General features: G+C 38.8%; 25 protein-coding genes. 24 read left to right on the plus strand and 1 reads right to left on the minus strand.

The window, feature by feature from the left end; genetic code table 11:
- The first annotated feature begins 106 nt into the window (after window positions 1–106).
- Entirely contained in the window at window positions 107–187 is an 81-nt protein-coding gene (spoVM, locus tag IC621_RS07180) for a stage V sporulation protein SpoVM (protein WP_191157303.1), read from the plus strand.
- A gap of 161 nt (window positions 188–348) precedes the next feature.
- Here the strand turns inward: spoVM and rpmB are convergent, their stop codons facing one another.
- Complete coding sequence (gene rpmB, locus IC621_RS07185) at window positions 349–537, minus strand: 50S ribosomal protein L28 (protein ID WP_191157160.1); 189 nt, start codon at window positions 535–537, stop codon at window positions 349–351.
- A gap of 588 nt (window positions 538–1125) precedes the next feature.
- On the opposite strand from rpmB, the gene IC621_RS07190 reads away from it, so the two are divergent.
- The 23 genes from IC621_RS07190 (at window position 1126) to ylqF (ending at window position 24555) form a co-directional block, all read left to right on the plus strand.
- A complete protein-coding gene (locus IC621_RS07190; protein ID WP_191157162.1) occupies window positions 1126–1488 on the plus strand; it encodes an Asp23/Gls24 family envelope stress response protein in 363 nt (120 codons plus the stop codon).
- 15 nt (window positions 1489–1503) lie between these two features.
- Complete coding sequence (locus IC621_RS07195) at window positions 1504–3168, plus strand: DAK2 domain-containing protein (RefSeq protein ID WP_191157163.1); 1665 nt, start codon at window positions 1504–1506, stop codon at window positions 3166–3168.
- A gap of 262 nt (window positions 3169–3430) precedes the next feature.
- Entirely contained in the window at window positions 3431–4093 is a 663-nt protein-coding gene (sdaAB, locus tag IC621_RS07200; protein ID WP_191157165.1) for an L-serine ammonia-lyase, iron-sulfur-dependent subunit beta, read from the plus strand.
- A 32-nt stretch (window positions 4094–4125) separates the two neighbouring features.
- Window positions 4126–5028, plus strand: a complete 903-nt coding sequence (gene sdaAA, locus IC621_RS07205; RefSeq protein WP_191157167.1) for an L-serine ammonia-lyase, iron-sulfur-dependent, subunit alpha — start codon at window positions 4126–4128, stop codon at window positions 5026–5028.
- On the plus strand, window positions 5009–7054 hold the full coding sequence (gene recG, locus IC621_RS07210) for an ATP-dependent DNA helicase RecG (protein ID WP_191157169.1): 2046 nt from the start codon (window positions 5009–5011) through the stop codon (window positions 7052–7054). Before sdaAA ends, recG begins: the two co-directional genes overlap by 20 nt.
- A gap of 166 nt (window positions 7055–7220) precedes the next feature.
- Window positions 7221–7796, plus strand: a complete 576-nt coding sequence (gene fapR, locus IC621_RS07215) for a transcription factor FapR (RefSeq protein WP_191157171.1) — start codon at window positions 7221–7223, stop codon at window positions 7794–7796.
- A gap of 8 nt (window positions 7797–7804) precedes the next feature.
- Window positions 7805–8791, plus strand: coding sequence for a phosphate acyltransferase PlsX (gene plsX, locus IC621_RS07220; RefSeq protein ID WP_191157173.1), 987 nt, complete (start codon window positions 7805–7807; stop codon window positions 8789–8791).
- 33 nt (window positions 8792–8824) lie between these two features.
- Window positions 8825–9769: an ACP S-malonyltransferase gene (gene fabD, locus IC621_RS07225; protein ID WP_191157175.1), complete on the plus strand. Its 945-nt coding sequence runs from the start codon at window positions 8825–8827 to the stop codon at window positions 9767–9769.
- Window positions 9770–10510: a 3-oxoacyl-[acyl-carrier-protein] reductase gene (gene fabG / locus IC621_RS07230; RefSeq protein WP_191157177.1), complete on the plus strand. Its 741-nt coding sequence runs from the start codon at window positions 9770–9772 to the stop codon at window positions 10508–10510.
- 178 nt (window positions 10511–10688) lie between these two features.
- A complete protein-coding gene (acpP, locus tag IC621_RS07235) occupies window positions 10689–10922 on the plus strand; it encodes an acyl carrier protein (protein WP_191157179.1) in 234 nt (77 codons plus the stop codon).
- A gap of 384 nt (window positions 10923–11306) precedes the next feature.
- The gene (rnc, locus tag IC621_RS07240; RefSeq protein WP_191157181.1) at window positions 11307–12056 is read left to right on the plus strand and encodes a ribonuclease III; all 750 of its coding nucleotides are present in this window, start codon (window positions 11307–11309) and stop codon (window positions 12054–12056) included.
- A 155-nt stretch (window positions 12057–12211) separates the two neighbouring features.
- On the plus strand, window positions 12212–15772 hold the full coding sequence (smc, locus tag IC621_RS07245) for a chromosome segregation protein SMC (RefSeq protein WP_191157183.1): 3561 nt from the start codon (window positions 12212–12214) through the stop codon (window positions 15770–15772).
- A 189-nt stretch (window positions 15773–15961) separates the two neighbouring features.
- Window positions 15962–16954 (plus strand): signal recognition particle-docking protein FtsY, encoded by a 993-nt coding sequence (gene ftsY / locus IC621_RS07250; protein ID WP_191157184.1) that lies wholly within the window; start codon window positions 15962–15964, stop codon window positions 16952–16954.
- A 327-nt stretch (window positions 16955–17281) separates the two neighbouring features.
- On the plus strand, window positions 17282–17614 hold the full coding sequence (locus tag IC621_RS07255) for a putative DNA-binding protein (RefSeq protein ID WP_191157186.1): 333 nt from the start codon (window positions 17282–17284) through the stop codon (window positions 17612–17614).
- Between the two features lie 13 nt (window positions 17615–17627).
- Window positions 17628–18971 carry a signal recognition particle protein gene (gene ffh, locus IC621_RS07260; protein WP_191157189.1) on the plus strand — a complete coding sequence of 448 codons (1344 nt, stop codon included), beginning with the start codon at window positions 17628–17630 and terminating at the stop codon, window positions 18969–18971.
- Window positions 18972–19084: 113 nt separating this feature from the next.
- Window positions 19085–19357 (plus strand): 30S ribosomal protein S16, encoded by a 273-nt coding sequence (gene rpsP / locus IC621_RS07265; protein ID WP_191157191.1) that lies wholly within the window; start codon window positions 19085–19087, stop codon window positions 19355–19357.
- Between the two features lie 14 nt (window positions 19358–19371).
- Window positions 19372–19602 (plus strand): KH domain-containing protein, encoded by a 231-nt coding sequence (locus tag IC621_RS07270; protein ID WP_191157304.1) that lies wholly within the window; start codon window positions 19372–19374, stop codon window positions 19600–19602.
- 569 nt (window positions 19603–20171) lie between these two features.
- A complete protein-coding gene (locus tag IC621_RS07275; RefSeq protein ID WP_191157193.1) occupies window positions 20172–20558 on the plus strand; it encodes a YlqD family protein in 387 nt (128 codons plus the stop codon).
- Window positions 20559–20566: 8 nt separating this feature from the next.
- Complete coding sequence (gene rimM / locus IC621_RS07280; RefSeq protein ID WP_191157195.1) at window positions 20567–21091, plus strand: ribosome maturation factor RimM; 525 nt, start codon at window positions 20567–20569, stop codon at window positions 21089–21091.
- The gene (gene trmD, locus IC621_RS07285) at window positions 21088–21825 is read left to right on the plus strand and encodes a tRNA (guanosine(37)-N1)-methyltransferase TrmD (protein WP_191157197.1); all 738 of its coding nucleotides are present in this window, start codon (window positions 21088–21090) and stop codon (window positions 21823–21825) included. Before rimM ends, trmD begins: the two co-directional genes overlap by 4 nt.
- Before the next feature lie 139 nt (window positions 21826–21964).
- A complete protein-coding gene (gene rplS / locus IC621_RS07290; RefSeq protein WP_191157199.1) occupies window positions 21965–22309 on the plus strand; it encodes a 50S ribosomal protein L19 in 345 nt (114 codons plus the stop codon).
- An 831-nt stretch (window positions 22310–23140) separates the two neighbouring features.
- The gene (lepB, locus tag IC621_RS07295) at window positions 23141–23695 is read left to right on the plus strand and encodes a signal peptidase I (RefSeq protein ID WP_191157201.1); all 555 of its coding nucleotides are present in this window, start codon (window positions 23141–23143) and stop codon (window positions 23693–23695) included.
- 17 nt (window positions 23696–23712) lie between these two features.
- Complete coding sequence (gene ylqF, locus IC621_RS07300) at window positions 23713–24555, plus strand: ribosome biogenesis GTPase YlqF (protein ID WP_191157203.1); 843 nt, start codon at window positions 23713–23715, stop codon at window positions 24553–24555.
- Window positions 24556–24811: the final 256 nt, after the last annotated feature.

Below are 24811 nucleotides of genomic sequence, written 5' to 3' on the forward strand. Positions count from 1 at the left end.
CGTGCTTTCATATAAAAATGCCAGAATGGTCCTTCTAAGGATAAATTGCTCAAAACACCTTTAAAGCTGAACAAAGATGATGATTGAAGGATTGAGGAGGGAAACAATGAAATTTTATACGATTAAGCTGCCAAAGTTTTTAGGTGGAATTATACGGGCTATGCTGGGCTCATTCAAAAAAGAGTGAACAACTGAATTTGTTTTTAAGTGTTGGGATCGCTGGTAAAAATTCTGTTTTCAAAATCATGATATCGTGATGCTTATAAAAAAGCCTGTTCAAAATGTTATTTGAAGATTTAACATAAAAAAAGCACCGATGAGGTGCTTTTTTTATGTAATGACACTTTATTACACACGCTCCACTTTACCTGACTTTAAAGCGCGAGCAGATACATATACGCGTTTAGGTTTACCGTCAACTAGAATACGGACTTTTTGAAGGTTTGCACCCCAAGTACGTTTTGTTGAGTTCATAGCGTGAGAACGAGCGTTTCCAGAACGAGTTTTCTTACCAGTAACAACACATTTACGTGCCATAATAGAATCCCTCCTTACTACAACAACATCCAACATTCAAAAATAATTCATGTATGATCTTCATGACCTTACTAATTTATCATAACTGTCATTTTAATGCAATACTTCTTTTCTTTCCTATCAAGAGTTTTCTCTTGACATGAATGATTGGGGAATTTTATGCAATTACTTCGTTAAGCATGCCAATAATTTAATAAAGGTGCAATTATTTTAATAAAGGTCCAAATAATTCATGGAAGCTGCAATTATCTCGCTAATCGTTTAATCTGATTATTATACAAATGCATCAAATTAAAGAAAGGCTTCCCTATCAGCGAAAAGTTACTTTAGTAAGTTCAGAATGTTAAAATAAATTAACGTATAAAATAGTGTTACCACAACGTCGAGATCCAAGCCTAGCTGAAATTCATTAGGTCAAATATTTGCTTTTGGGGTCCTCTTTTAGACTTTTTAAGCGTCAATTTCTTATAAAGAGATAATATCGAAGGAATTAAGATATTCTAAAGTGATACAGAAACTTTTAAAAGCAGAAGCCTTGTAGTAAAATATTTATAGTCAATGTGATTTTTTCCAGGAGGGGGCTCTACTATGTCCATTGAATTAAAAACAAAGTACGGACAAATTGACATTACAAATGAAGTCATTGCAATGGTCGCAGGCGGTGCTGCAGTTGATTGCTACGGAATTGTAGGAATGGCTTCGAAAAACCAGATCAAAGACGGTCTTACAGAAATTTTACGGAAAGAAAACTTCAGCCGCGGCGTCCTTGTGCGCCAAGAAGAAGATGAAATGCATATTGATATGTTTATTATTGTAAGCTATGGCACGAAAATCTCTGAAATAGCACATAATGTGCAAACAAAAGTAAAATATACTTTGGACCAAACAGTCGGACTAGCTGTCGATTCAGTCAATATATATGTGCAGGGAGTTCGAGTAGCGAACCCGTAGTAAGGAGGAAGATTTGTGGCTATTACAACTTTAGATGGTAAGCGTTTTGCTGAAATGATCTTGCAAGGGGCCAGCCATCTTTCCAATAATGCGAAAATTGTGGATGCCTTAAACGTATTCCCAGTTCCAGACGGTGATACAGGAACGAATATGAATTTGTCAATGTCATCAGGAGCAAAGGAAGTAAAACAACACGTGACAGATCATATCGGCAAGGTAGGCACTGCCCTTTCTAAAGGGCTCTTAATGGGGGCACGCGGCAACTCAGGTGTTATCTTGTCTCAATTGTTCAGAGGCTTTTCTAAATCAATTGAATCAAAAAAAGGGATAGACAGCAAAGGTTTTGCTGATGCACTTCAAGCAGGTGTTGATACAGCGTATAAGGCTGTGATGAAACCAGTTGAGGGTACGATTTTAACGGTGGCAAAGGATTCTGCAAAGGCCGCTGTATCTGCTGCAAAAAATGAAAAAGATATTATAAAAGTGATGGAAGTTGTTGTAAAGGAGGCAAAAGCCTCTTTAAACAGAACTCCAGAGCTTCTGCCAGTTTTAAAGGAAGTAGGAGTAGTTGATAGTGGAGGACAGGGCTTACTTTTTGTATTTGAAGGTTTTCTTGCAGAATTAAAAGGGGAAAAGCTTTCTGAAACAAAAGCAAACCTTCCTTCTATGAGTGAACTTGTAAGCGCAGAACATCATAAAAATATTCAAAGCCATATAAATACTGAGGACATTGAGTTTGGATATTGTACGGAATTTATGGTTTGTTTTGAGGAAGGAAAAGAAACGTTCAATGAACAGAGATTCAGAGAAGATTTAAGTGAGTATGGCGATTCTTTACTTGTTATTGCTGATGAAGAGATCGCAAAAGTACATATACATGCAGAATACCCAGGAGAAGTTCTTTCTTATGGGCAAAAGTATGGAAATCTCATCAATATGAAGATTGATAATATGAGGCAGCAGCACAGCAACATTGTGGGGGAAGCCTCTTCCCAGGAAAAACAGTCTGTTAAAAAGGAAAAACAACAGTACGGTATTGTGACTGTGACGATGGGGAAAGGGATTGCTGATTTATTTAGAAGCATTGGTGCACATTCTGTAATTGAAGGCGGCCAAACCATGAATCCAAGCACAGAAGACATTGTACAGGCGATTAAAGATGTGCATGCTGAAAATATTATCATCCTTCCTAATAATTCAAATATTGTGATGGCTGCCCAGCAGGCTGCTTCTGTTGTCGACGAAAATGTCTTTGTTATCCCTTCAAAAACTGTACCACAGGGAATGTCAGCACTTTTGGCATTTAATCCGGAAACTAGTCCTGAAGAAAATGAACATACAATGAAAGAAGCCCTTAGGCATGTTAAAACAGGACAAATCACTTATGCTGTGAGAGACACCAATATAGACGGGATCGATATCGGAAAAGATGATTTTATGGGAATTGCGAATGGGAAGATTGTGACAAAAGACAAGAACCAACTCGAAGCTGCTAAAAAGCTGCTTGAAAAATTGGTCACAGAAGACGATGAAATCCTTACTATTCTCCAAGGGCAAGATGCTAAAGATGACGAAGTAGACAGCCTCGAAAGCTTTATCGAAGAAAAATTTCCGGATATTGAAGTTGAGGTTCATAATGGTGAACAACCACTTTATGCTTATATCTTTGCAATTGAATAGCGATTATAGAAGGGGAGCTTCCCCTTCTATTTTTATCTGTTAAGAAATTTTAAGTTAATTAAAGTATGAACGTAATAAAGAATGGTATCATTGTCCAGCTCCAGCTCCAGCTCCAGCTCCAGCTCCTAGCCCCTCTAGATCGCTTGTCGGGGCTGTTCAAGGCGCTTCCGCTTTTCCTTGTATGAAAGCTTTTACAACTATAAAGACGTTTTGATAAAATAGTGTTAGAGGGGAATTGGACACGAGGTGAGAGGGGAAAATTATGAAGTATCGAACAGTTTTTGATATTATTGGACCAGTTATGATTGGTCCATCAAGCTCACATACAGCAGGGGCAGCAAGAATCGGCCGTGTTGCTAGAAGTTTATTTGGCAGGGAGCCTAAATGGGCATCTATTTCTTTTTATGGATCTTTTGCTAAGACATATAAAGGACATGGGACAGATATTGCGATTGTCGGGGGATTGCTGGATTTTGATACATTTGATGAAAGAATTAAAACCTCCTTGCAAATTGCCAAGGAACAAGGTATTAAGGTTACCTTTTTTGAAGAGGATGCTATTACTGATCATCCGAATACGGCAAGAGTAATTATTGGAGATGACCAGGGCCAATTAGAACTGGTTGGTATTTCAATTGGCGGAGGGAAAATAGAAATCATTGAGTTGAATGGGTTTAAATTGAAAATATCAGGCAATCATCCTGCCATTCTGGTCGTTCATAATGATCGCTTTGGAGCGATTGCTGCGGTAGCAAACGTCCTGGCCAAGCATGCGATTAATATCGGCCACATGGATGTATCAAGAAAAGAAAAAGGACAACTTGCCCTTATGACAATAGAAGTAGACCAAAACATTAATCCTCTTGTTTTGGACGAGCTCAAGACCTTACCAAACATTCTGCAAGTAACAAAAATAACTGAGTAATATTAACGCCGAACGTGAATGGGGGAATAGGAGTGTTTAGAAATGTAGCGGAGCTTGTGGAACTTGCTGAAAGCAAAGGGACTAAAATTGCTGAAATCATGATCGAGCAGGAAATGGATGTGTCCGGAAGGTCAAGAAAAGAAGTCCTTAGCCAGATGGAAACAAACCTGAATGTCATGGAACAGGCATTAGAAAAAGGAATTGCAGGAGTAAGCTCGCATTCTGGCTTAACAGGCGGAGATGCGGTCCTAATGCAAAAATATATCGAAAAAGGCAATTTTCTATCAGGAGAAACACTGCTGGACGCCGTAAGTAAGGCGGTTGCTACAAATGAGGTAAATGCTGCAATGGGAACAATTTGCGCTACTCCAACAGCAGGTTCAGCCGGGGTCGTCCCAGGTACTTTATTTGCTGTAAAAAATAAATTGAATCCAACAAAGGAGCAAATGCTTGAATTTCTTTTTACAGCAGGTGCTTTTGGCTTTGTTGTTGCAAATAATGCTTCCATTTCTGGTGCTGCCGGCGGTTGTCAAGCGGAAGTAGGCTCAGCTGCAGGTATGGCAGCAGCAGCAATTGTCGAGCTTGCTGGAGGTACACCTTCCCAATCAGCGGAAGCAATGGCTATTACATTAAAAAATATGCTTGGTCTTGTGTGCGACCCTGTTGCAGGGTTAGTAGAGGTTCCATGTGTTAAACGGAATGCCATGGGTGCTGCAAACGCTATGGTTGCTGCAGATATGGCACTAGCAGGAATAACAAGCCGCATTCCATGTGATGAGGTAATCGACGCAATGTATAAGATAGGTCAATCTATGCCTACAGCTTTAAAAGAAACTGCACAAGGAGGTTTAGCAGCGACTCCTACTGGGCGGGAGCTTGAAGCGAAGATTTTCGGAGTGTCGCTGAACAAAAGTAATGACGAGTTTGCAAGATAGCCTATCAAATATAAGAGGGATTGGGCAAGAAACACAGCTTACATTAAACGAAATGGGGCTCTACACGGTTCAGGATTTACTTGGGTATTTCCCATACAGATATGAGGATTATCAGCTTCGTGATCTTACAGAAGTAGGACATGAGGAGAGAGTTACAGTAGAAGGGAAGGTTCATAGCGAGCCTTCTCTTACGTATTTTGGAAAAAAAAAATCTAGACTAACCTTCAGACTGCTTGCAGGGAGATATTTAATTAAAGCTGTATGCTTTAATCGTCCTTATTACAAAAATAAATTAGAATTAAATGCGATTGTTACGATTAGCGGAAAGTGGGACAAGCATCGACAAACAGTGACTGTTCAAGAGATTAACTTCGGACCTCATCAAAAACAGCATGATATCGAGCCTGTATATTCAGTCAAAGGAAGGCTGACTGTTAAAATGATGAGAAAGTTTGTGGCAGCCGCTATTCATCAATATTCAGAGCAAATTCAAGAGAACTTACCTGCTTCTCTTTTACACACCTATAAGCTTCAATCTAAAAAAGAAGCGGTGAAAACCCTTCATATACCTTTATCCCATGAACAATTGAAACAGTCTCGAAGAAGATTTGTCTATGAAGAGTTTCTTTTATTTCAGCTAAAAATGCAGGCACTTAGAAAAATCCAACGTGAACATTCTAAAGGTGTCGCTCATCACTTTGATGAAACGTTGTTACTTAGCTTCATTGAAAAACTGCCATTTCCTCTTACTTCTGCCCAAAAACGAGTCATTAACGAAATTAAATCAGATCTCGTTTCTCCATATCGGATGAATCGCTTGCTTCAAGGGGATGTGGGTTCAGGTAAAACAGTAGTGGCAGCTATCAGCCTGTATGCTGTGATTTTATCTGGGCATCAGGGCGCTTTAATGGTTCCAACAGAGATCCTAGCTGAACAGCATGCAGAATCGCTATCAACGCTTTTTGAAAATACCGGTATACAAATCGCCTTGCTTACGAGTTCTGTGAAAGGTAAAAAGCGAAAAGAATTGGTAAGCCGTCTTGAGAATGGAGAAATAAACATCCTAGTCGGAACTCATGCCCTTATTCAGGAGGATGTAAACTTTTTGAAATTAGGTCTCGTTATTACCGATGAACAACATCGATTTGGTGTCGGGCAGCGAAGATTGCTAAGAGCAAAAGGAATGAATCCAGATGTCTTGTTTATGACAGCTACACCCATTCCAAGGACTCTTGCCATCACAGTTTTTGGAGAAATGGATGTGTCAATAATCGATGAAATGCCTTCTGGGCGAAAAAAAATTGAAACATATTGGGTAAAGCATCAAATGCTGGAGAGAATTTTAAACTTTATTGAAAAAGAAGTTCGGAAAGGAAGACAAGCATACGTAATCTGCCCTTTAATAGAAGAATCAGAGAAGCTCGATGTACAAAATGCGATTGATGTTCACAGTATGCTTAACTCTTATTTTGGAAGCCAAATGCAAGTGGCGCTTATGCATGGTAAATTACCGCCTGATGAAAAAGAAGAGGTTATGCGGAAATTTAGTGAAAATAATTCACAAATCCTCGTTTCTACTACGGTGGTGGAGGTTGGAGTAAATGTACCTAACGCAACAATTATGGTCATTTATGATGCAGAAAGATTTGGATTGTCACAATTACACCAACTAAGAGGAAGGGTTGGCAGGGGAAGCGATCAGTCGTATTGTATTTTGCTGGCTGATCCTAAGTCTGAGACAGGCAAAGAGAGAATGAGAATAATGACCGAAACAACCGATGGATTTGTCCTATCGGAAAAAGACCTTGAACTAAGAGGGCCTGGAGATTTTTTTGGAAGAAAGCAAAGCGGTATGCCGGAATTTAAAGTGGCAGATATGGTCCACGATTACAGAGCACTCGAAGTTGCAAGAAGTGATGCGGCCAAGCTTATCCATTCAGAAGCCTTTTGGAAAGCCTCTGATTATGCCCTGCTTCGAAACTATTTACAAGAATCAGGTGTGCTGGAGGGAGAAAAATTAGACTAAAGAGCAGATTGCAAATCCTTGTTGCAATCTGTTTTTATTGGCTATATACTACTATTAGTACCTAGTCTTAAAAGCTTTACTGCTCTTTTTTAGGGATAATAGAGGAACCCTGTATGAAGTCTTGTCTTTGATTAAAAGGGATTAAATTTGATCGGTGTGGTCGAAAATGAGAAGGAATAAAAAAGAAAGACAGCGGATGTTGATGGAAACAATCGAAAAAACGCCTTTTATTACAGATGAAGAGTTAGCCGAAAAGTTCCAGGTCAGTATTCAAACAATTCGGTTAGACCGTCTTGAGCTCTCGATTCTAGAGTTAAGGGAGCGGATAAAGCACGTTGCTGAGAAGAAGATGGAGGATGAAGTTAAATCACTGCCGGTAGATGAAATTATTGGTGAAATTATTGATATAGAATTGGACAAGAGTGCGATTTCAATGCTGGAAATTAATGAAGAACATGTATTTAGCCGAAATCAAATTGCCCGCGGTCATCATTTATTTGCCCAAGCCAATTCATTGGCAGTTGCTGTTATCAATGATGAATTAGCCCTAACAGCTAAAGCTCGTATTCATTTTACGAGACAGGTTAAACAAAACGAACGGGTTGTTGCAAAAGCTAGAGTAAAAAAGGTTGATTCTGGGAAAGATCGAACGGTTGTAGATGTTCTTAGCTATGTAGGCACAGAACTCGTTTTTTCGGGTGAATTTGAAATGTACCGTTCCAAGCAACCTAAAAAAGGATGATTTAAAGAATGAGAATAGCTGTTGACGCTATGGGAGGGGACAATGCTCCAAAAGCGATCGTGGAAGGTGTCATAAAAGCGATTCAAACTTTTTCCGATTTGGAAGTTACGTTAATTGGAAAAGAAGAAGAGATTAACAAATACTTATCTACAAATGAACGAATAACCGTTATACATACGAATGAAATAATAGAGGCTACTGAGGAACCGGTACGAGCTGTTAGAAGGAAAAAGCAAGCATCCATGGTTCTAATGGCGAACGAAGTAAAAGAAGGGAAGGCCGATGCTTGTATTTCGGCAGGTAATACAGGCGCTTTAATGACTGCCGGGTTATTTGTAGTTGGAAGAATTAACGGAATAGACCGTCCAGCTTTATCGCCGACTCTTCCTACATTAGATGGAAAAGGTTTTTTATTTTTGGATGTTGGGGCAAATGTCGATGCAAAGCCAGAACATCTCATGCAATACGCTATTATGGGTTCTATCTATGCAGAAAAAGTTCGGGGTATAGCAAATCCAAGAATAGGTTTATTAAATGTCGGAACAGAAGATAAAAAAGGCAACGAGCTAACAAAGCAAGCTTTCGAAAAACTCAAACAGTCCAATTTGAATTTCATTGGAAACGTTGAATCAAGGGACTTATTAGAAGGAATAGCTGATGTTGTTGTTACTGACGGTTTCACCGGAAATATTGCATTAAAAACAATTGAAGGTACAGCTCTTTCAGTATTTTCGATGTTAAAAGAGGCCCTAACAAGCTCGCTTTCATCTAAATTAGCAGCAGCAGTATTAAAGCCCCAGCTTAAAGAAATTAAAACGAAAATGGATTACTCAGAATATGGTGGAGCAAGCCTTTTTGGCTTAACAGCACCTGTTATTAAAGCTCATGGCTCCTCCGATCAAAATGCTGTTTATAATGCGATCCGGCAAGCAAGAGAAATGGCCTTACACCAAGTTTCAGTAAAGATACGTGAAACAGTCGCAGAAATGGAATAAAATTATTAATAAATCATCATTAAGGGGGATAATATGAGTAAAATTGCATTTATTTTTCCTGGTCAAGGATCCCAAGCTGTAGGTATGGGAAAACAATTATTTGATGAAGTGGAACAATCGAAACATATCTTTCAAGCAGCAGATGACCGCCTTGGGTTAAGCTTGTCCCGCATCATTTTTGAAGGACCCCAGGATGAGTTAACGGCTACCTATCATGCACAGCCTGCTTTGTTAACCACAAGTATGGCTATTCTTGAAAAGTTTAAGGAAGCTGGTATCACACCAGATTATGTTGCAGGTCATAGTTTAGGAGAGTATACGGCGCTAGTTGCGTCAGGTGTGCTTGCTTTTGAAGATGCTGTTCATGCCGTACATAAGCGCGGCTTGTTTATGGAAGAGGCAGTTCCGACCGGAGAAGGAGCAATGGCTGCCGTACTTGGAATGGAAGCGGATTTGCTTGATGATGTGACTAAAACGGTTACAAATGAAGGAAACATTGTTCAATTAGCAAACTTAAACTGTCCTGGACAAATTGTTATTTCAGGATCGGCTGAGGGTGTAGAGCGTGCATCAGTACTTGCTAAGGAAAAAGGCGCAAAAAGGGTTATCCCATTAGTAGTGAGCGGACCTTTTCACTCGGAACTTATGAAGCCTGCTGCCGGACAGCTTAGGGAAGTTCTTGACCAGCTTTCCCTACGTGAAGCAAAGGTGCCTGTTATTTCAAACGTTACAGCTAAACCGATTACTGATGCACAAGATATTAAAGAGAAGTTGATCGAACAATTATATTCTCCTGTCCGCTGGGAAGAATCTGTAAGGGTAATGATTGATTCTGGGGTTACAACTTTTATCGAAATTGGCCCGGGTAAGGTGTTGTCAGGTTTAGTTAAGAAAGTGGATCGAAAAATCAAAGTTCTTGCTGTCTCTGATTTAGAGACAATCGAAGCTGCAGCAGCAACGTTAAAGGAGGAAAAATAGATGCTGACTGATAAGACTGCTCTTGTCACAGGAGCATCCCGCGGGATCGGCCGTTCAATTGCGATTGAGCTTGCAAAGCAAGGAGCAAATGTAGTAGTCAATTATGCAGGCAATGAAGCGAAAGCCAGTGAAGTGGTTGAGGAAATTAAAGCATTAGGAAGAGAAGCAATTGCTTATAAAGCAAATGTAGCAATTGCTGATGAAGTGCAGCAAATGGTTAAGGATACAGTTGGAAATTTCGGAAGCCTTGATGTTCTTGTCAATAATGCGGGCATTACAAGAGATAATTTATTAATGAGAATGAAGGAATCGGAATGGGATGATGTTATTAATACTAACTTAAAAGGTGTATTCAACTGCAGTAAAGCAGTCACACGTCAAATGATGAAACAAAGATACGGGAGAATTATTAATATTGCTTCTATCGTCGGAGTAAGCGGTAATCCAGGACAAGCAAATTATGTAGCAGCGAAAGCTGGTGTAATCGGCTTGACTAAAACAACTGCAAAAGAGCTCGCAAGCCGTAATATTACAGTAAATGCTGTGGCACCTGGTTTTATTACAACAGATATGACAGGGGAGCTTAATGAGGAGACCCAAAACGAAATGTTAAAGCAAATTCCTCTTGCAAGATTTGGGCAGCCGGAAGACATTGCCCATATTGTAGTATTTCTTGCTTCGGAAAAAGGATCTTATATGACTGGCCAAACATTACATGTTGACGGCGGAATGGTCATGTAAAGCTTTTGTTTGTTAAATAGGAAATTTTAAGCTATTCAAAAAAAATAATACCATTTAATGGATGAACACCCCTTTCTTTATTTTCTGAGGTATCAATGAAGATAGGCGGGTAAGTTTCACTTTTTCTAGTTTTTTTAATAAAAATCTACTATAATACTTTGAGGGGAGGTGAATGGTTATGGCAGAAGTTTTAGATCGTGTAACTAAGATTATTGTTGATCGTCTCGGTGTTGACGCTGAAGAGGTAAAACTAGAATCTTCGTTCAAAGATGATCTTGGTGCTGATTCCCTAGATGTAGTTGAGTTAGTAATGGAACTTGAAGATGAGTTCGATATGGAAATTTCTGACGAAGATGCAGAAAATATCTCTACAGTTGGAGATGCTGTTAACTACATAAAAAACCAAGCGTAAAATTGTTTAAAGTCCCGTTAATAGCGGGGCTTTATCCCTTTATAAATCATTAAAAGCCTATTTTTAATCATTTATAAAGTGAAACTTTTAGGCAGTGGAGGATGCCCCACTGTTGGTTAGCTGAGGCCCACAGAATGCGAGTCACACAGACGTTGCCACAGACGTGGCACTTATAGTCTGTGTTCCACTTTTCCGGACCTTGCAGGGCAGTTATCCCTACCAATAACCTTTTCGTGTTCAGAATCTTGAAGGTGGGTTACTGCCCGTCAAGAGTGGGATAAAGTGAAACTTCCAAACTTTCATTAGGATTATATTTACACATGACTGGAACAAATCTGATGATAGAAGCCTATTTGAAAGTTTGTTGGATAATCGGAGGTTATGATGCCAAGACGTATCAATTATAAGGAAAAAAGACTATTTCACAAAAAAGCTGAAGAATTCAAGAAATTTCAGGAGCAAGTAAGCGTGCATTTTGATAATGAGAAACTTCTTTATCAAGCCTTTACACATTCCTCCTATGTGAATGAACATCGTAAAAAACCATATGAAGATAATGAAAGACTGGAATTTTTAGGTGATGCTGTTCTGGAGCTGACTATTTCGAAATTTCTCTTTCAAAAGTATCCAACAATGAGCGAAGGGGACTTGACAAAACTTCGGGCTGCAATTGTATGTGAACCTTCACTTGTTATGTTCGCAAATACGCTAGCTTTCGGAAAGCTTGTATTGCTTGGAAAAGGGGAGGAAATGACAGGCGGACGGGAAAGGCCTGCTCTTTTAGCTGACGTATTTGAAGCTTTTATTGGAGCCCTTTATTTAGATCAAGGATTACCAATTGTAGAAGAATTTCTCGAAAAGTATGTTATTCCTAAAATCAACTCAGGTGCTTTCTCTCATGTAATGGACTTTAAAAGTCAGCTTCAGGAATTAGTTCAGCGTGATGTTAAAGGAACTCTTGAATATAAGATTGTCGAAGAGAAAGGGCCAGCTCACAACAGAGAGTTTATAGCGAATGTCTCGTTAAATCATGATGTTCTCGGAGTTGGAACAGGCCGCTCCAAAAAAGAGGCAGAACAACATGCGGCTCAAGAAGCGCTGGCAAAATTGCAAAAGCAAAACGTAAAATCATAATCGACGGCTGACTCTAGACTTTACTGAACCTCTGGCTATCCATGTTAGAGTGAATCAATTGTTCCCTGAGTCGGCCTTATTTTTTGTTCAAATGAAAAGGATTTAGTTTTTATGGTAAAATAGTTTAGACTTTTTAGAAAGCAAGGGGGATCATGATGTTCCTCAAAAGATTGGATATCATTGGTTTTAAATCATTTGCAGAACGTGTAAGTGTTGATTTTGATAATGGTGTAACAGCTGTAGTTGGTCCAAATGGAAGTGGAAAAAGCAATATTACTGATGCGATTCGCTGGGTGCTTGGAGAACAATCGGCCAGGTCATTGCGCGGCGCAAAAATGGAAGATATTATTTTTGCAGGAAGTGATACACGTAAAGGCCTTAACATTGCCGAGGTCACGCTAACTTTAGATAATGATGATCACTTTTTACCAATTGATTATCATGAGGTAAGTGTCACTAGACGTGTATACCGATCAGGTGAAAGTGAATTTTTTATTAATAAACAATCTTGCAGACTAAAAGATATAATAGATTTGTTTTTAGACTCTGGGCTGGGGAAAGAAGCGTTTTCAATTATCAGCCAAGGAAAGGTAGAAGAAATTCTCAGCAGCAAGGCCGAAGAAAGACGAACAATCTTTGAAGAAGCTGCTGGGGTTTTAAAGTATAAAACCCGTAAGAAAAAAGCGGAGTATAAGCTAGGAGAAACACAAGAAAACTTAAATCGTGTCCAAGATATCCTTCATGAATTAGAAGGACAAGTTGAACCATTAAAAATCCAGGCCTCGATTGCAATAGACTATTTAGAGAAAAAAGAAGAGCTCGAACAAATTGAAGTTGCTCTCACTGTATATGAAATTGAAGAGCTTCATCAAAAATGGGAAAACCTCTCAAATACTGTTAAGACAGGAAAGGAACAGGAGCTCGATCTCTCATCCACATTGCAAAAAAAGGAAGCCTTTGTTGAACAGACGAGGGACAAGTTGTCAGCGCTTGATGAGTCCATTGATGAACTTCAACAAGTTTTATTATTGGCTAGTGAAGAGCTGGAGAAGCTTGAAGGCCGGAAAGAAGTACTAAAAGAACGAAAAAAAAATGCCCATCAAAATAGAGAACAACTAGAAAATCTGATTGAAGAACTTACAGTGAGAGAAAATTTCCTTGTAACAGAAAAGAGGAAAGAAGAAGAAACACTCTCACATTTGCAAATGGAAGTTGAAGAGATTAAACGAAGCTTAAAAGAAAAGCTTAGCCAGTTGAGTTCATATCGTGAAGATTTAGGAAGTAAAATTGAAGATTTGAAAAGTGAATACTTTGAAAAATTGAATGAACAAGCTACAGCAAGAAATGAGATTAATTACATACGCGATCAATTGCAGCAGCAAAAACACAAGCTTGACAGACTAGGCGAAAACAATCAGAAATATCTTTCTGAACGGAAGAACATTGATGAACGCAAAGTAAGGATTCAAGCAAAGCATACTTTGCTTTCGAGTCAACTAGATGATCAAATAAAATCATTTAGAGAGTTTCAAACAAAGTTAGATCGAGAACGAAATCAATACCAGAAAAAAGAATCTTCTCTTTATCAAGCTTATCAATTTTTACAGCAAACAAGAGCTCGAAAAGAAATGCTTGAAGCAATGCAAGAGGATTATGCTGGCTTCTTTCAAGGTGTAAAAGAAGTGTTAAAGGCTAAAGATCGTCTTAAAGGAATTTACGGGGCAATTGCGGAGCTGATCACAACTGAGAAAACATATGAAACAGCAATTGAGGTTGCGCTTGGAGGGGCAGCACAGCATGTCGTGGTTAAAGATGAAGCTTCGGCAAGGTCGGCTATTGCGTTTTTAAAACAAAACTCATATGGAAGAGCTACCTTTCTTCCTTTATCGGTAGTAAACGGAAGATATATTTCAGACCATGAGAAAAACGTCATGAAAAGCCATCCTTCCTTTATAGGGATTGCAGCAGAGCTTACCAGCTATAATAAGCAATATGATCAAATCATCTTTAATCTCTTAGGAGCGGTTATTATTACGAAGGATCTTAAAGGTGCAAATGAGCTGGCAAAGCTTTTAAAATACCGTTTCCGTCTAGTAACTCTTGAAGGCGATGTAGTAAATCCCGGTGGTTCCATGACCGGCGGGGCAGTTAAGCAGAAAAATAATTCCTTATTAAGCCGTAATCGTGAAATAGACACCATTAGTGATAAGCTATCAGAAATGGAACAAAAAACAGCTGATCTTGAACATCAAGTAAAACAGTTAAAAGCGTCAATTTTGGAAAATGAAAAAACACTTGAAAAACTTCGTTCCAAAGGGGAACAATTAAGAATAGATGAACAAAATGCCCGCAGCGAACGAAGGGAAATGGAATTAAATGAACAAAACTTAAATGAACATCTCTCATTATATGATGCAGAAATGCAAACCTATCGAGACGAGGAAAATAAAATGATCATGAGAAAGGAAGAGCTGGAGGCGAAGCTCCTCACCCTTTCAAATGATATGAAAAACTTTGAAAAAAACATTGAAGAACTATCCCAAATAAAAACTAGTCAGCAATCATCTAAAGAAGACATGCAGCAGCAAATTACGGAGCAAAAGATTGAGCTTGCTTCGAAGGAACAAGTGTTTGAAAATCAAAAAGAAGCAGTTCGCAGATTGAATAGTGAATTTAATGAGGTTAAGAACAGACTTTCTGAAACAAAAGAAGATCTTTCTTTGTTATCAAATGAAATGAATACGAACTCGTCTGGTGCAGAGCAGTTAGAAGAAGCAGCTGGGAAGAAACTGAAGGATAAGAACAAAACGATTGAATTAATTGCCTCTCGCAGAGAACAACGTCTTCAAATGCAGCAGCAATTAGAAATAGATGAGCTGGAAGTAAAAGAATTAAAGCGGAAATATAAACAAATGAGTGATTGGTTAAAGGATGAAGAAGTAAAGCTTACTCGAATTGACGTAGAGCTTGATAACAGGCTGAATCATTTACGAGAAGAGTATCTTTTGACCTATGAAGGAGCAAAGGAAAAATACTCGCTTGACATTGAAGCAAACGATGCAAGAAAACGAGTAAAACTCATAAAGCTTGCAATCGAAGAGCTTGGTACTGTTAACCTTGGAGCAATCGATGAATATGACAGGGTATTTGAGCGGTTTGAATTCTTAACGGAACAAAAAAATGACCTTCAAGAAGCTAAAGATACACTTTATCAGGTGATTGGTGAAATGGATGATGAAATGAAAAAACGGTTCAATCATACGTTTACACAAATCCAGTCACATTTTGAAGCAGTTTTCCAAGCCTTGTTTGGCGGAGGAAGAGCTGATTTGAGGCTTACCAATCCTGAGGATTTATTGAATACAGGTGTGGATATTGTTGCTCAACCACCAGGCAAAAAGCTTCAAAATTTGGGTCTGCTTTCAGGAGGAGAACGTGCGCTGACAGCCATCGCACTATTATTCTCCATTTTAAAAGTACGCCCAGTTCCATTTTGCGTATTGGATGAAGTAGAGGCTGCTCTAGACGAAGCAAACGTTCACCGCTTTGCACAATATTTAAAACGGTACAGCAAAGAAACCCAATTCATTGTTATTACCCACCGTAAAGGGACAATGGAAGAAGCTGATGGGTTGTATGGAGTGACAATGCAAGAATCAGGGGTATCAAAATTAGTGTCCGTCCGTCTTGAAGAAACAAAGGAATTAGTTAAATAATACAGGGATCTATTTTAAGAGATTTTTGCTTTTAACATACTAGAGTGCTTAAATAAAAGGCAATTGGTGTATTGTAGATAGCTTTACTGCTCACCTCAGAAAGATACCACAAATTTTGAGGTGATTCCCTTTGTTTCAAGAAGGAACAAAGATACAAAAACGCTAATAATTAAAGAAGGGAAGACAATCATGAGCTTTTTTAGAAAGTTAAAGGATAAATTCACGAAGTCTACAGATGAGGTAACAGGCAAATTTAGAGACGGGCTTGAAAAAACAAGAAACTCTTTTTCAGAAAGAGTAAATGATCTGGTAGCCCGTTACCGGAAAGTGGATGAAGAATTTTTTGAGGAATTAGAGGAAGTGTTAATTGGCGCAGACGTAGGATTCACGACAGTTATGGAATTAATTGATGCACTGAAAATGGAAGTAAAGCGCCGTAACATTCAGGATACAAAGGAAGTGCATTCTGTCATTTCTGAGAAGCTGGTTGAAATTTATCAGGGGGAAGACGATGCATCGCCTAGGCTTAACCTAGAAGAAGGAAGGTTAAATGTTATTTTAATGGTCGGAGTTAATGGAGTAGGGAAAACGACTACGATCGGAAAGCTCGCAAATCGGCTGAAAAATGAGGGGAAGTCTGTCTTGCTTGCTGCTGGAGATACGTTCCGTGCAGGAGCGATCGAGCAGCTTGAGGTTTGGGGAGAACGTGTTGGTGTTGATGTTATTAAACAGGGAGCAGGTTCTGACCCGGCAGCTGTCATGTATGATGCTGTCCAAGCTGCAAAAGCAAGAAAAGTAGATGTTTTGTTATGTGATACGGCTGGCCGTTTGCAAAACAAAGTGAATCTAATGAAAGAGCTGGAAAAAGTCAAACGAGTCATTGAAAGGGAAATTCCTGGAGCCCCGCACGAGGTACTTCTGGTTCTTGATGCGACTACCGGCCAAAATGCTATGCTGCAAGCAAAGCAATTCTCACAGGCAACTTCAGTCACTGGTATCGTTTTAACCAAGCTTGATGGTACCGCAAAAGGCGGGATTGTTCTTGCCATTAGAAACGAGTTGAGCATACCAGTGAAACTGGTTGGTCTTGGTGAAAAGGTAGATGACCTGCAGCAATTTGACGCAGAACAATATGTATATGGCCTTTTTGCAGATGCAGTAGATGAAGAACATGTAGAATAATGGATAACGCGCCTTTTAGCGCGTTATTTTTAAATTATAATAATTTCTCCTATCAATTGTTCGAAAAAACGAGTTCCTTACCTTTCTAAATTTTCTCACTCACCAGGGGAAATTTTATGCCTGGCAAGGATAGGCATAACTTTGCAATCTTTTTCGGTTCGCAAAATCTATGATCCTATTTTTCTTTTATTTTTACTCTGCCCTAAAGATGACAGATAGTTAAAAAACAATCAAATTCTATGTTAAGATAAAAACTTGACAGAAGTTTGGTAAAACAGTACACTAAGTAATTGTAAAGGTAATTTACTTAACAAAGGGGAGCTCAGCATGATGCTAGAGAAAACAACGAGAATAAATTACCTATTTGATTTTTATCAATCGTTGTTAACTTCAAAGCAGAAAAGTTATATGTCCTTATATTATTTGGATGATTACTCCCTTGGAGAAATTGCAGAAGAATATCAGGTTAGCCGTCAAGCAGTTTATGATAACATAAAACGAACTGAGGCTATGCTTGAACAATATGAAGAAAAGCTGCTGCTTTTTCAAAAGTTTCAAGAACGCAGTCAGATTATTGCTCAATTGGAACGAACGATAACAGATGATGCATCGAAAGATAAGCTTTTCACTTTGCTTGATGCGCTTAAGAAATTAGATTAGGAGGCGGCAATGTATGGCATTTGAAGGATTAGCCGACCGACTGCAAAGCACCATCTCTAAAATTCGCGGCAAAGGAAAAGTAAATGAACAAGATGTAAAAGAGATGATGCGGGAAGTACGTCTCGCGCTCTTAGAAGCTGACGTTAACTTCAAGGTAGTCAAAGATTTTGTTAAACGTGTGAGTGAACGCGCTGTTGGACAAGAGGTTATGCAAAGCTTAACACCAGGACAGCAAGTCATCAAAGTCGTTAAAGAAGAGCTTACTGCTTTAATGGGCGGAGAGCAAAGTAAAATTGCTGTTGCAAAAAAGCCTCCGACAGTTATTATGATGGTAGGTTTGCAGGGGGCAGGGAAAACAACGACCACTGGCAAACTGGCTAACTTACTTAGAAAAAAGCATAATCGTAAACCGATGTTGGTTGCTGCCGACATTTACCGACCTGCTGCAATCAAACAGCTGGAAACATTAGGGAAGCAGCTTGACATGCCTGTCTTTTCACTCGGTGATCAAGTAAGCCCTGTGGAGATTGCCAAAAAAGCAATTGAAAAGGCAAAGGAAGAGCATCATGACTATGTGTTAATTGACACTGCAGGGCGTCTTCACATAGATGAAACTCTAATGGGCGAATTGCAGCAAGTAAAGGATATTAGTCAACCTGATGAAATATTCCTTGTTGTTGATGCCATGACTGGGCAGGATGCTGTCAATGTAGCTCAAAGCTTTAATGAACAGCTTGGATTAACAGGAGTTGTCCTGACAAAGTTAGATGGCGACACGCGAGGCGGTGCAGCTTTATCCATTCGCTCAGTGACGGAAACTCCTATTAAATTTGTTGGTCTCGGAGAAAAGCTTGATGCCCTAGAAGCATTCCATCCTGAAAGAATGGCTTCACGGATTTTAGGCATGGGCGATGTGCTTTCTCTCATTGAAAAAGCCCAATCAAATGTTGATGCTGACAAAGCGAAAGAGCTTGAGCAAAAAATGAGAACGGCAAGCTTTACATTTGATGATTTTTTAGAACAGTTAGGTCAAGTTCGAAATATGGGACCCCTTGATGAGCTATTGAATATGCTCCCTGGAGCGAACAAAATGAAGGGTCTGAAAAATGTTCAGGTTGATGAAAAGCAGATCAGTCATGTCGAAGCGATTATCCAATCAATGAACAAAGAGGAAAAAGAACATCCAGAAGTTATTAATGCAAGCCGCAGAAAGCGTATTGCAAGAGGAAGCGGCACTTCTGTACAAGAAGTAAACCGCTTATTAAAACAATTTGAAGATATGAAAAAAATGATGAAGCAAATGACAAATATGTCAAAAGGTAAGAAAAAGGGCGGCATGAAGTTTCCTTTTATGTAAATCTTATGAATTTCTTGATTCATTTAATGTGTGACAAGAAAAAACACTTTACAAACAAGTTTAACACTGTTAATATACTATCTTGTTGAAATATTTTCGGAGGTGCTTTAATAATGGCAGTAAAAATTCGTTTAAAACGCATGGGAGCTAAAAAATCTCCTTTTTATCGTATTGTAGTAGCTGATTCTCGTTCTCCTCGTGACGGACGTTTCATTGAAACAGTTGGAACTTACAATCCAGTTGCACAGCCAGCTGAAGTTAAAATCAATGAAGAATTAGTTTTACAATGGTTGCAAAATGGTGCAAAACCATCTGACACAGTTCGTAACCTGTTTTCTAACGAAGGTATTATGGAAAAATTCCACAATGCTAAAAACAGCAAGTAATGCTTGAGCTTCAAATGGAAGAATTAATTGTAACGATCGTTAAAGCTCTTGTTGACTATCCTGAAGAAGTTGTTATTGAAAAGAATGAACAAAGGAATCAAGTGCTTTACAGCATAAATGTTCACCAAGATGACATCGGAAAAGTAATTGGGAAACAGGGCCGAATTGCTAGGGCAATTCGAACAGTTGTGTATGCAGCTGGAACACACACATCAAAGCGTATTCAACTAGAAATTAACGATTAAGCAGAAAAGGGCGAGGGGAAATCCTCCCCTTTTTTTATAGGGTAAGAAAGTTTATATCGGTTAAAGAATTAATGTGTTAAAGTGAATTATCGTTGTCTAGCTCCAGTGCCTAGCCAGTCTGAGATCACAAGCCAAACTTCAATGAAAGGGAAAAAGCGTCTTTCTGTGAAGCTCGCCCTAGGCTGAGCAAGGCGCATCCTCTTCTCATTGTTGTCCAGCACCAACAGTCAGTTTTGTAGAAGGCATAAATTATTAAATGGTAAATTGACTCTCTAAAAATGCACTTTTCAGGTGCCGCAATACTTTTTTTGTTTTATTTCACTTGAAATTAATCTGTATTATCCACATTTAACGAGCAGTAAAACCCCTACCACAATCTTCAGTGGAATAAGGAGGTTTGGTGGGGGATAAATGCCCGTAAAGGTCCGGGAAAAGGAACACAGACTAACAAGCGCCACATCCGTGGCAACGTCTGTGTGACCCACATTCTGTGGGCCTCAAGCTAACCATCAGCGGGGTGAAAAACCCCCACTTATGGAAGTTTCACTTTATGAGGGGGCAACTACCTTATGAAAATTATTCAGAGCATTGTAGTCAAACAAATCTTAACTGAACATAGCAAGCAGGAGCTGCAGGAAAACTTTATGCGAAAAAAGCAGCAGCTTGAACGAGAGTGCAATCAATTATATTTCCAATTGAAAAAGATTGAGAAAACGAAAAATAATCAAACATTACGTTTACAATATAAAAAAGAAATTGAAAAAAGAAAAGAAAAGATAGAAATGGTTGATTTTCAGTTGGAGCAAGTACATACATTGCCTTTAGGAAGTGAACTTAAAGAGAAGGAAGTACAGGCCCTTATAGACATTCAAGTTGGAGACAAGTGGAGTGAAGTGTGTGACGAAAAAACCATTCTATTAAAAGATGGAATCATTGAAGAAATACGTTTGAGGTGAGCACTTAAATGGAAGACCGCTGGTTTAATGTTGGAAAAATTGTCAATACTCATGGTATTCGAGGGGAAGTCAGAGTTATATCAAAAACAGATTTCCCTAATGAGCGTTATCGAGTTGGGAACACCCTATTTTTATTTTTTGCTGAAGGCAAAGAACCTCTCGAGGTAACCGTAGATTCTCACCGTAGGCATAAATCCTTCGATTTATTAACTTTTAAGGGATTTGAAAACATTAATGATGTAGAAAAATTTAAAGGATGTATGATCAAGATCCCAGAGCATTTTTTAGGGGAGCTTGATGAGGATGAATTTTATTTTCATGAAATTATCGGATGTAAGGCTTTTACTGCAGATGGGGAGGAAATTGGTACAATTAGAGAGATATTAACGCCGGGAGCGAATGATGTTTGGGTAATTAAACGCCGCGGTAAAAAGGATGCGTTAATTCCTTTTGTAAATGATTTTGTGAAAACGATTGATGTTAAGAATAAACAGGTAGTGATCGAGCCTATGGAAGGATTACTTGACGAATGAAAATTGATTTTTTAACATTGTTTCCTGAAATGTTCGAAGGAGTATTAGGGTCTTCAATATTAAAAAAGGCACAAGAAAAAAATGCTGTTGAGTTTAATGTCACTAATTTTCGTGAGTTTTCCAGCAATAAGCATCAAACGGTGGATGATTACCCTTATGGCGGAGGAGCTGGAATGGTCTTGACTCCTCAACCAATCTTTGATGCTGTCGGAAAGCTTAAAGAGACCTCAAAAGCCGCACCAAGAATTATCCTTGTTTGTCCGCAAGGAGAAAGATTTAATCAACGAAAGGCGGAAGAGCTTGCCGGGATTGATCATTTGATCTTTATTTGTGGTCATTATGAAGGATACGACGAACGAATAAGAGAACACCTGGTAACAGATGAAATATCAATCGGTGATTTCGTGTTAACCGGTGGTGAATTGCCTTCGATGGTCATCGCAGACAGTGTTGTGAGACTGCTTCCTGGAGTATTAGGAAATGTCGATTCACCCCTGCAGGATTCTTACAGTTCAGGTTTCCTAGAACATCCGCATTATACTAGGCCCTCTGACTATAACGGAATGAAGGTTCCAGACGTATTATTATCAGGCAACCATCAGTTGATTGAAGAGTGGCGTCTGAAAGAATCTCTAAAACGGACCTGGCAAAGAAGACCTGATTTATTGGAGGCAAGAGAACTATCGGAAGATCAAAAAAAATGGCTTGAGCAATTGAAAAAAGAAGATGAGTAGTATTGCGAATGAACATTGATTATGGTATGATATTTTTTGTGGCTTAAGCAGGCTATGTCTGTTTGGACCTTAAAACGGTGTTCCGCTGCAATGATACAAAAAGCATTGACATGAACATTTGTGGGAGGAGTTGAATACGATGCAAAAATTAATTGAAGATATTACAAAAGAACAATTGCGTTCTGATCTGCCTGCGTTCCGTCCTGGTGATACTGTACGTGTACACGTGAAAGTTGTCGAAGGAAACCGTGAGCGAATTCAGGTTTTTGAAGGTGTAGTCATTAAGCGTCGTGGCGGTGGAATCAGTGAAACATTTACAGTACGTAAGATTTCTTACGGTGTAGGTGTTGAGCGGACTTTCCCTGTACACACACCAAAGATTGCGAAATTAGAAGTTATGCGCCGTGGTAAAGTACGCCGTGCAAAACTTTACTACTTACGTGCACTGCGTGGTAAAGCAGCTCGTATTAAAGAAATTCGCTAATAGTTTTAAAGAGGAGCTTGTTGATTCGAACAGGCTCTTTTTTTATAGGTTCTGAAAGTTTAAGGTGATTAAAGTAATTAAAGTTAGCTATATTCGTTCAGCTGCAACGCCTAGTCCGCATGAGGTCACCATTCAAGCTTCATAGAAAGGAAAAAGCCCTTTTCGGTGAAGCTCACCCGAGTGCTTGTTGCCGATGGACAAGCGCCACTGAGCTTTTCGTTCTAATATCAGAATTTATGGTATCTCATTTTTAGAGGTTTAACAGCAATATAAGTAACCATCACATAGTTATGTTGGTTTATGTCGAATAATCGATATATTGAAAATTTCGAAGATAAGTCTGCAGATTTCGGAGATAAATTTCAGATTTCGAAGATAAAGGGGAAAAATCGAAGATAAGTTGAACAATCGGTGGGTGATCAAGTGCAAATTTCTGTTTGTTATTGTATGAACAAACAGAAATCGATTGAAATATGGCCAAAATGAAGAGAAAAATCCTAAAAAAGAAATCAGCTTATTCGCTGATTTTATCAATCTTATGCTTGTCGCCAATGGATTTAGCACAACTAAGCTTTTCATTATAACTAAAATCAAGTTAAAATGAGAATAATTGAAGATAATAAGTGAAAAAGTCCTTATAAAAAAATGTTGCTCAAGTGTATAAGGCTCTGTTAAAGAAAGGAAATTGGGTGGGGCTCACCAATTGCATCTCATCCAGTCTCTATTCTCTAACCTCGGGAATATTATTTTGTATTATTAATAAAAAGTTTTCGAAAACAACCGAATTACTCAATTACTCAATCAAGCATCCTTGAAGCAGGTGACATGAAAATGGCAAAACAGCAAAAAAATGAATTAATGGAATGGCTGAAGGCGATACTGGTTGCCATTGTTGTAGCTTCATTAATAAGAATCTTTTTATTTGCACCTATTGTGGTAGAAGGTGACTCAATGGAGCCGACTTTACATACAAAAGATCGAATGATAGTGAATAAAATTGGGAAAAGGCTTGGCACAATTGACCGTTTTGATATCATTGTTTTCCATGCCTCACAAAATAGAGATTATATAAAGCGGGTGATTGGCTTGCCGGGGGATAAAATAGTCTATAAAGACGACATCCTTTATGTAAATGGTGAACCGATTGAAGAGCCCTATTTAGAGGCGAATAAGGAAGAGTTAATAGGCAGCCCCCTTACAGAGTCGTTTACACTTCAAGAAATTACTGGAGAAAAAACGGTTCCTCAAGGACAGCTGTTTGTAATGGGTGATAATCGGAGATACAGTAAGGATAGCCGGCACATAGGGTTTATTCAAAAGGATCAAGTTGTCGGGGAAACAGCATTAGTTTATTGGCCATTATCAAAAATAAGGCTGATTAAGTAAGAAAGCAGGTGGATTTTGTGACCATACAATGGTTTCCTGGCCACATGGCCAAAGCAAGGCGCCAAGTGACAGAAAAATTGAAATTAATTGATATTGTTTTTGAATTAGTCGATGCTAGAATTCCGCTTTCTTCTCGAAATCCAATGATTGATGAGATTATTGGGCAAAAACCACGCCTTGTTTTATTGAACAAGGCAGATATGGCAGACCCCAAAAAAACCGATGAGTGGATTCGTTATTTTCAAAGCAACGGAACACATGCACTCGCAATAAACTCTCAATCTGGAACAGGACTAAAGGATATTGTAAATACAAGTAAAACAATTTTAAAGGACAAGCTTGAGCGCATGGCATCAAAAGGATTAAAACCTCGTGCGATTAGAGCATTGATTATCGGAATACCTAATGTTGGAAAGTCAACGCTGATCAACCGTCTTGCCAAAAGGAATATTGCTAAAACTGGGGATCGTCCTGGAATAACCACTGCCCAACAATGGGTTAAAGTAGGAAATGAATTAGAATTATTAGATACCCCAGGTATTTTATGGCCTAAGTTTGAGGATGAACAAGTAGGGTATAAGCTTGCCACAACAGGTGCAATTAAGGATGCGATTTTAAACTTGCAGGATATTGCTGTTTTTGCATTAGATTTTCTAAAGGAAAAATATCCTGATCAACTAAAAGACCGGTACGCCTTAGAGGAAATCCCCGATGAAATTGTCCCTTTGTTTGATGAGATCGGAAAGAAACGAGGGTGCTTCATGAGCGGGGGACACATCGACTATGATAAGACCTCTGAATTGATTATTAGAGATATCCGTTCTGAGAAGCTCGGCCGATTAACCTTTGAAAGACCATAACCATTTGACAGAATACTGTTTCTAGAATTCAGTTACATACAGAAAAAAACAAAGATAACACAAAGATTGTACCTTGTGTTATCTTTTTTCACTAGAATACTCGTTTAAGCTTATTAAAGCCGTACCAGAGCCAGTGTCTAACCCAATTCTAAAGTCTGCAAGTAAATCCCCAATAAGGAACTAAGGCTTGTCCTATGCTTACCAGAGACCCTTATAAGGCGGTTTGAGCTTGTTCAGAATTATATAAGGTTAAAGG

Origin of the sequence: Metabacillus arenae, from assembly GCF_014773385.1 — a bacterium.
Classification (GTDB): Bacteria; Bacillota; Bacilli; order Bacillales; family Bacillaceae; genus Metabacillus_D; species Metabacillus_D arenae.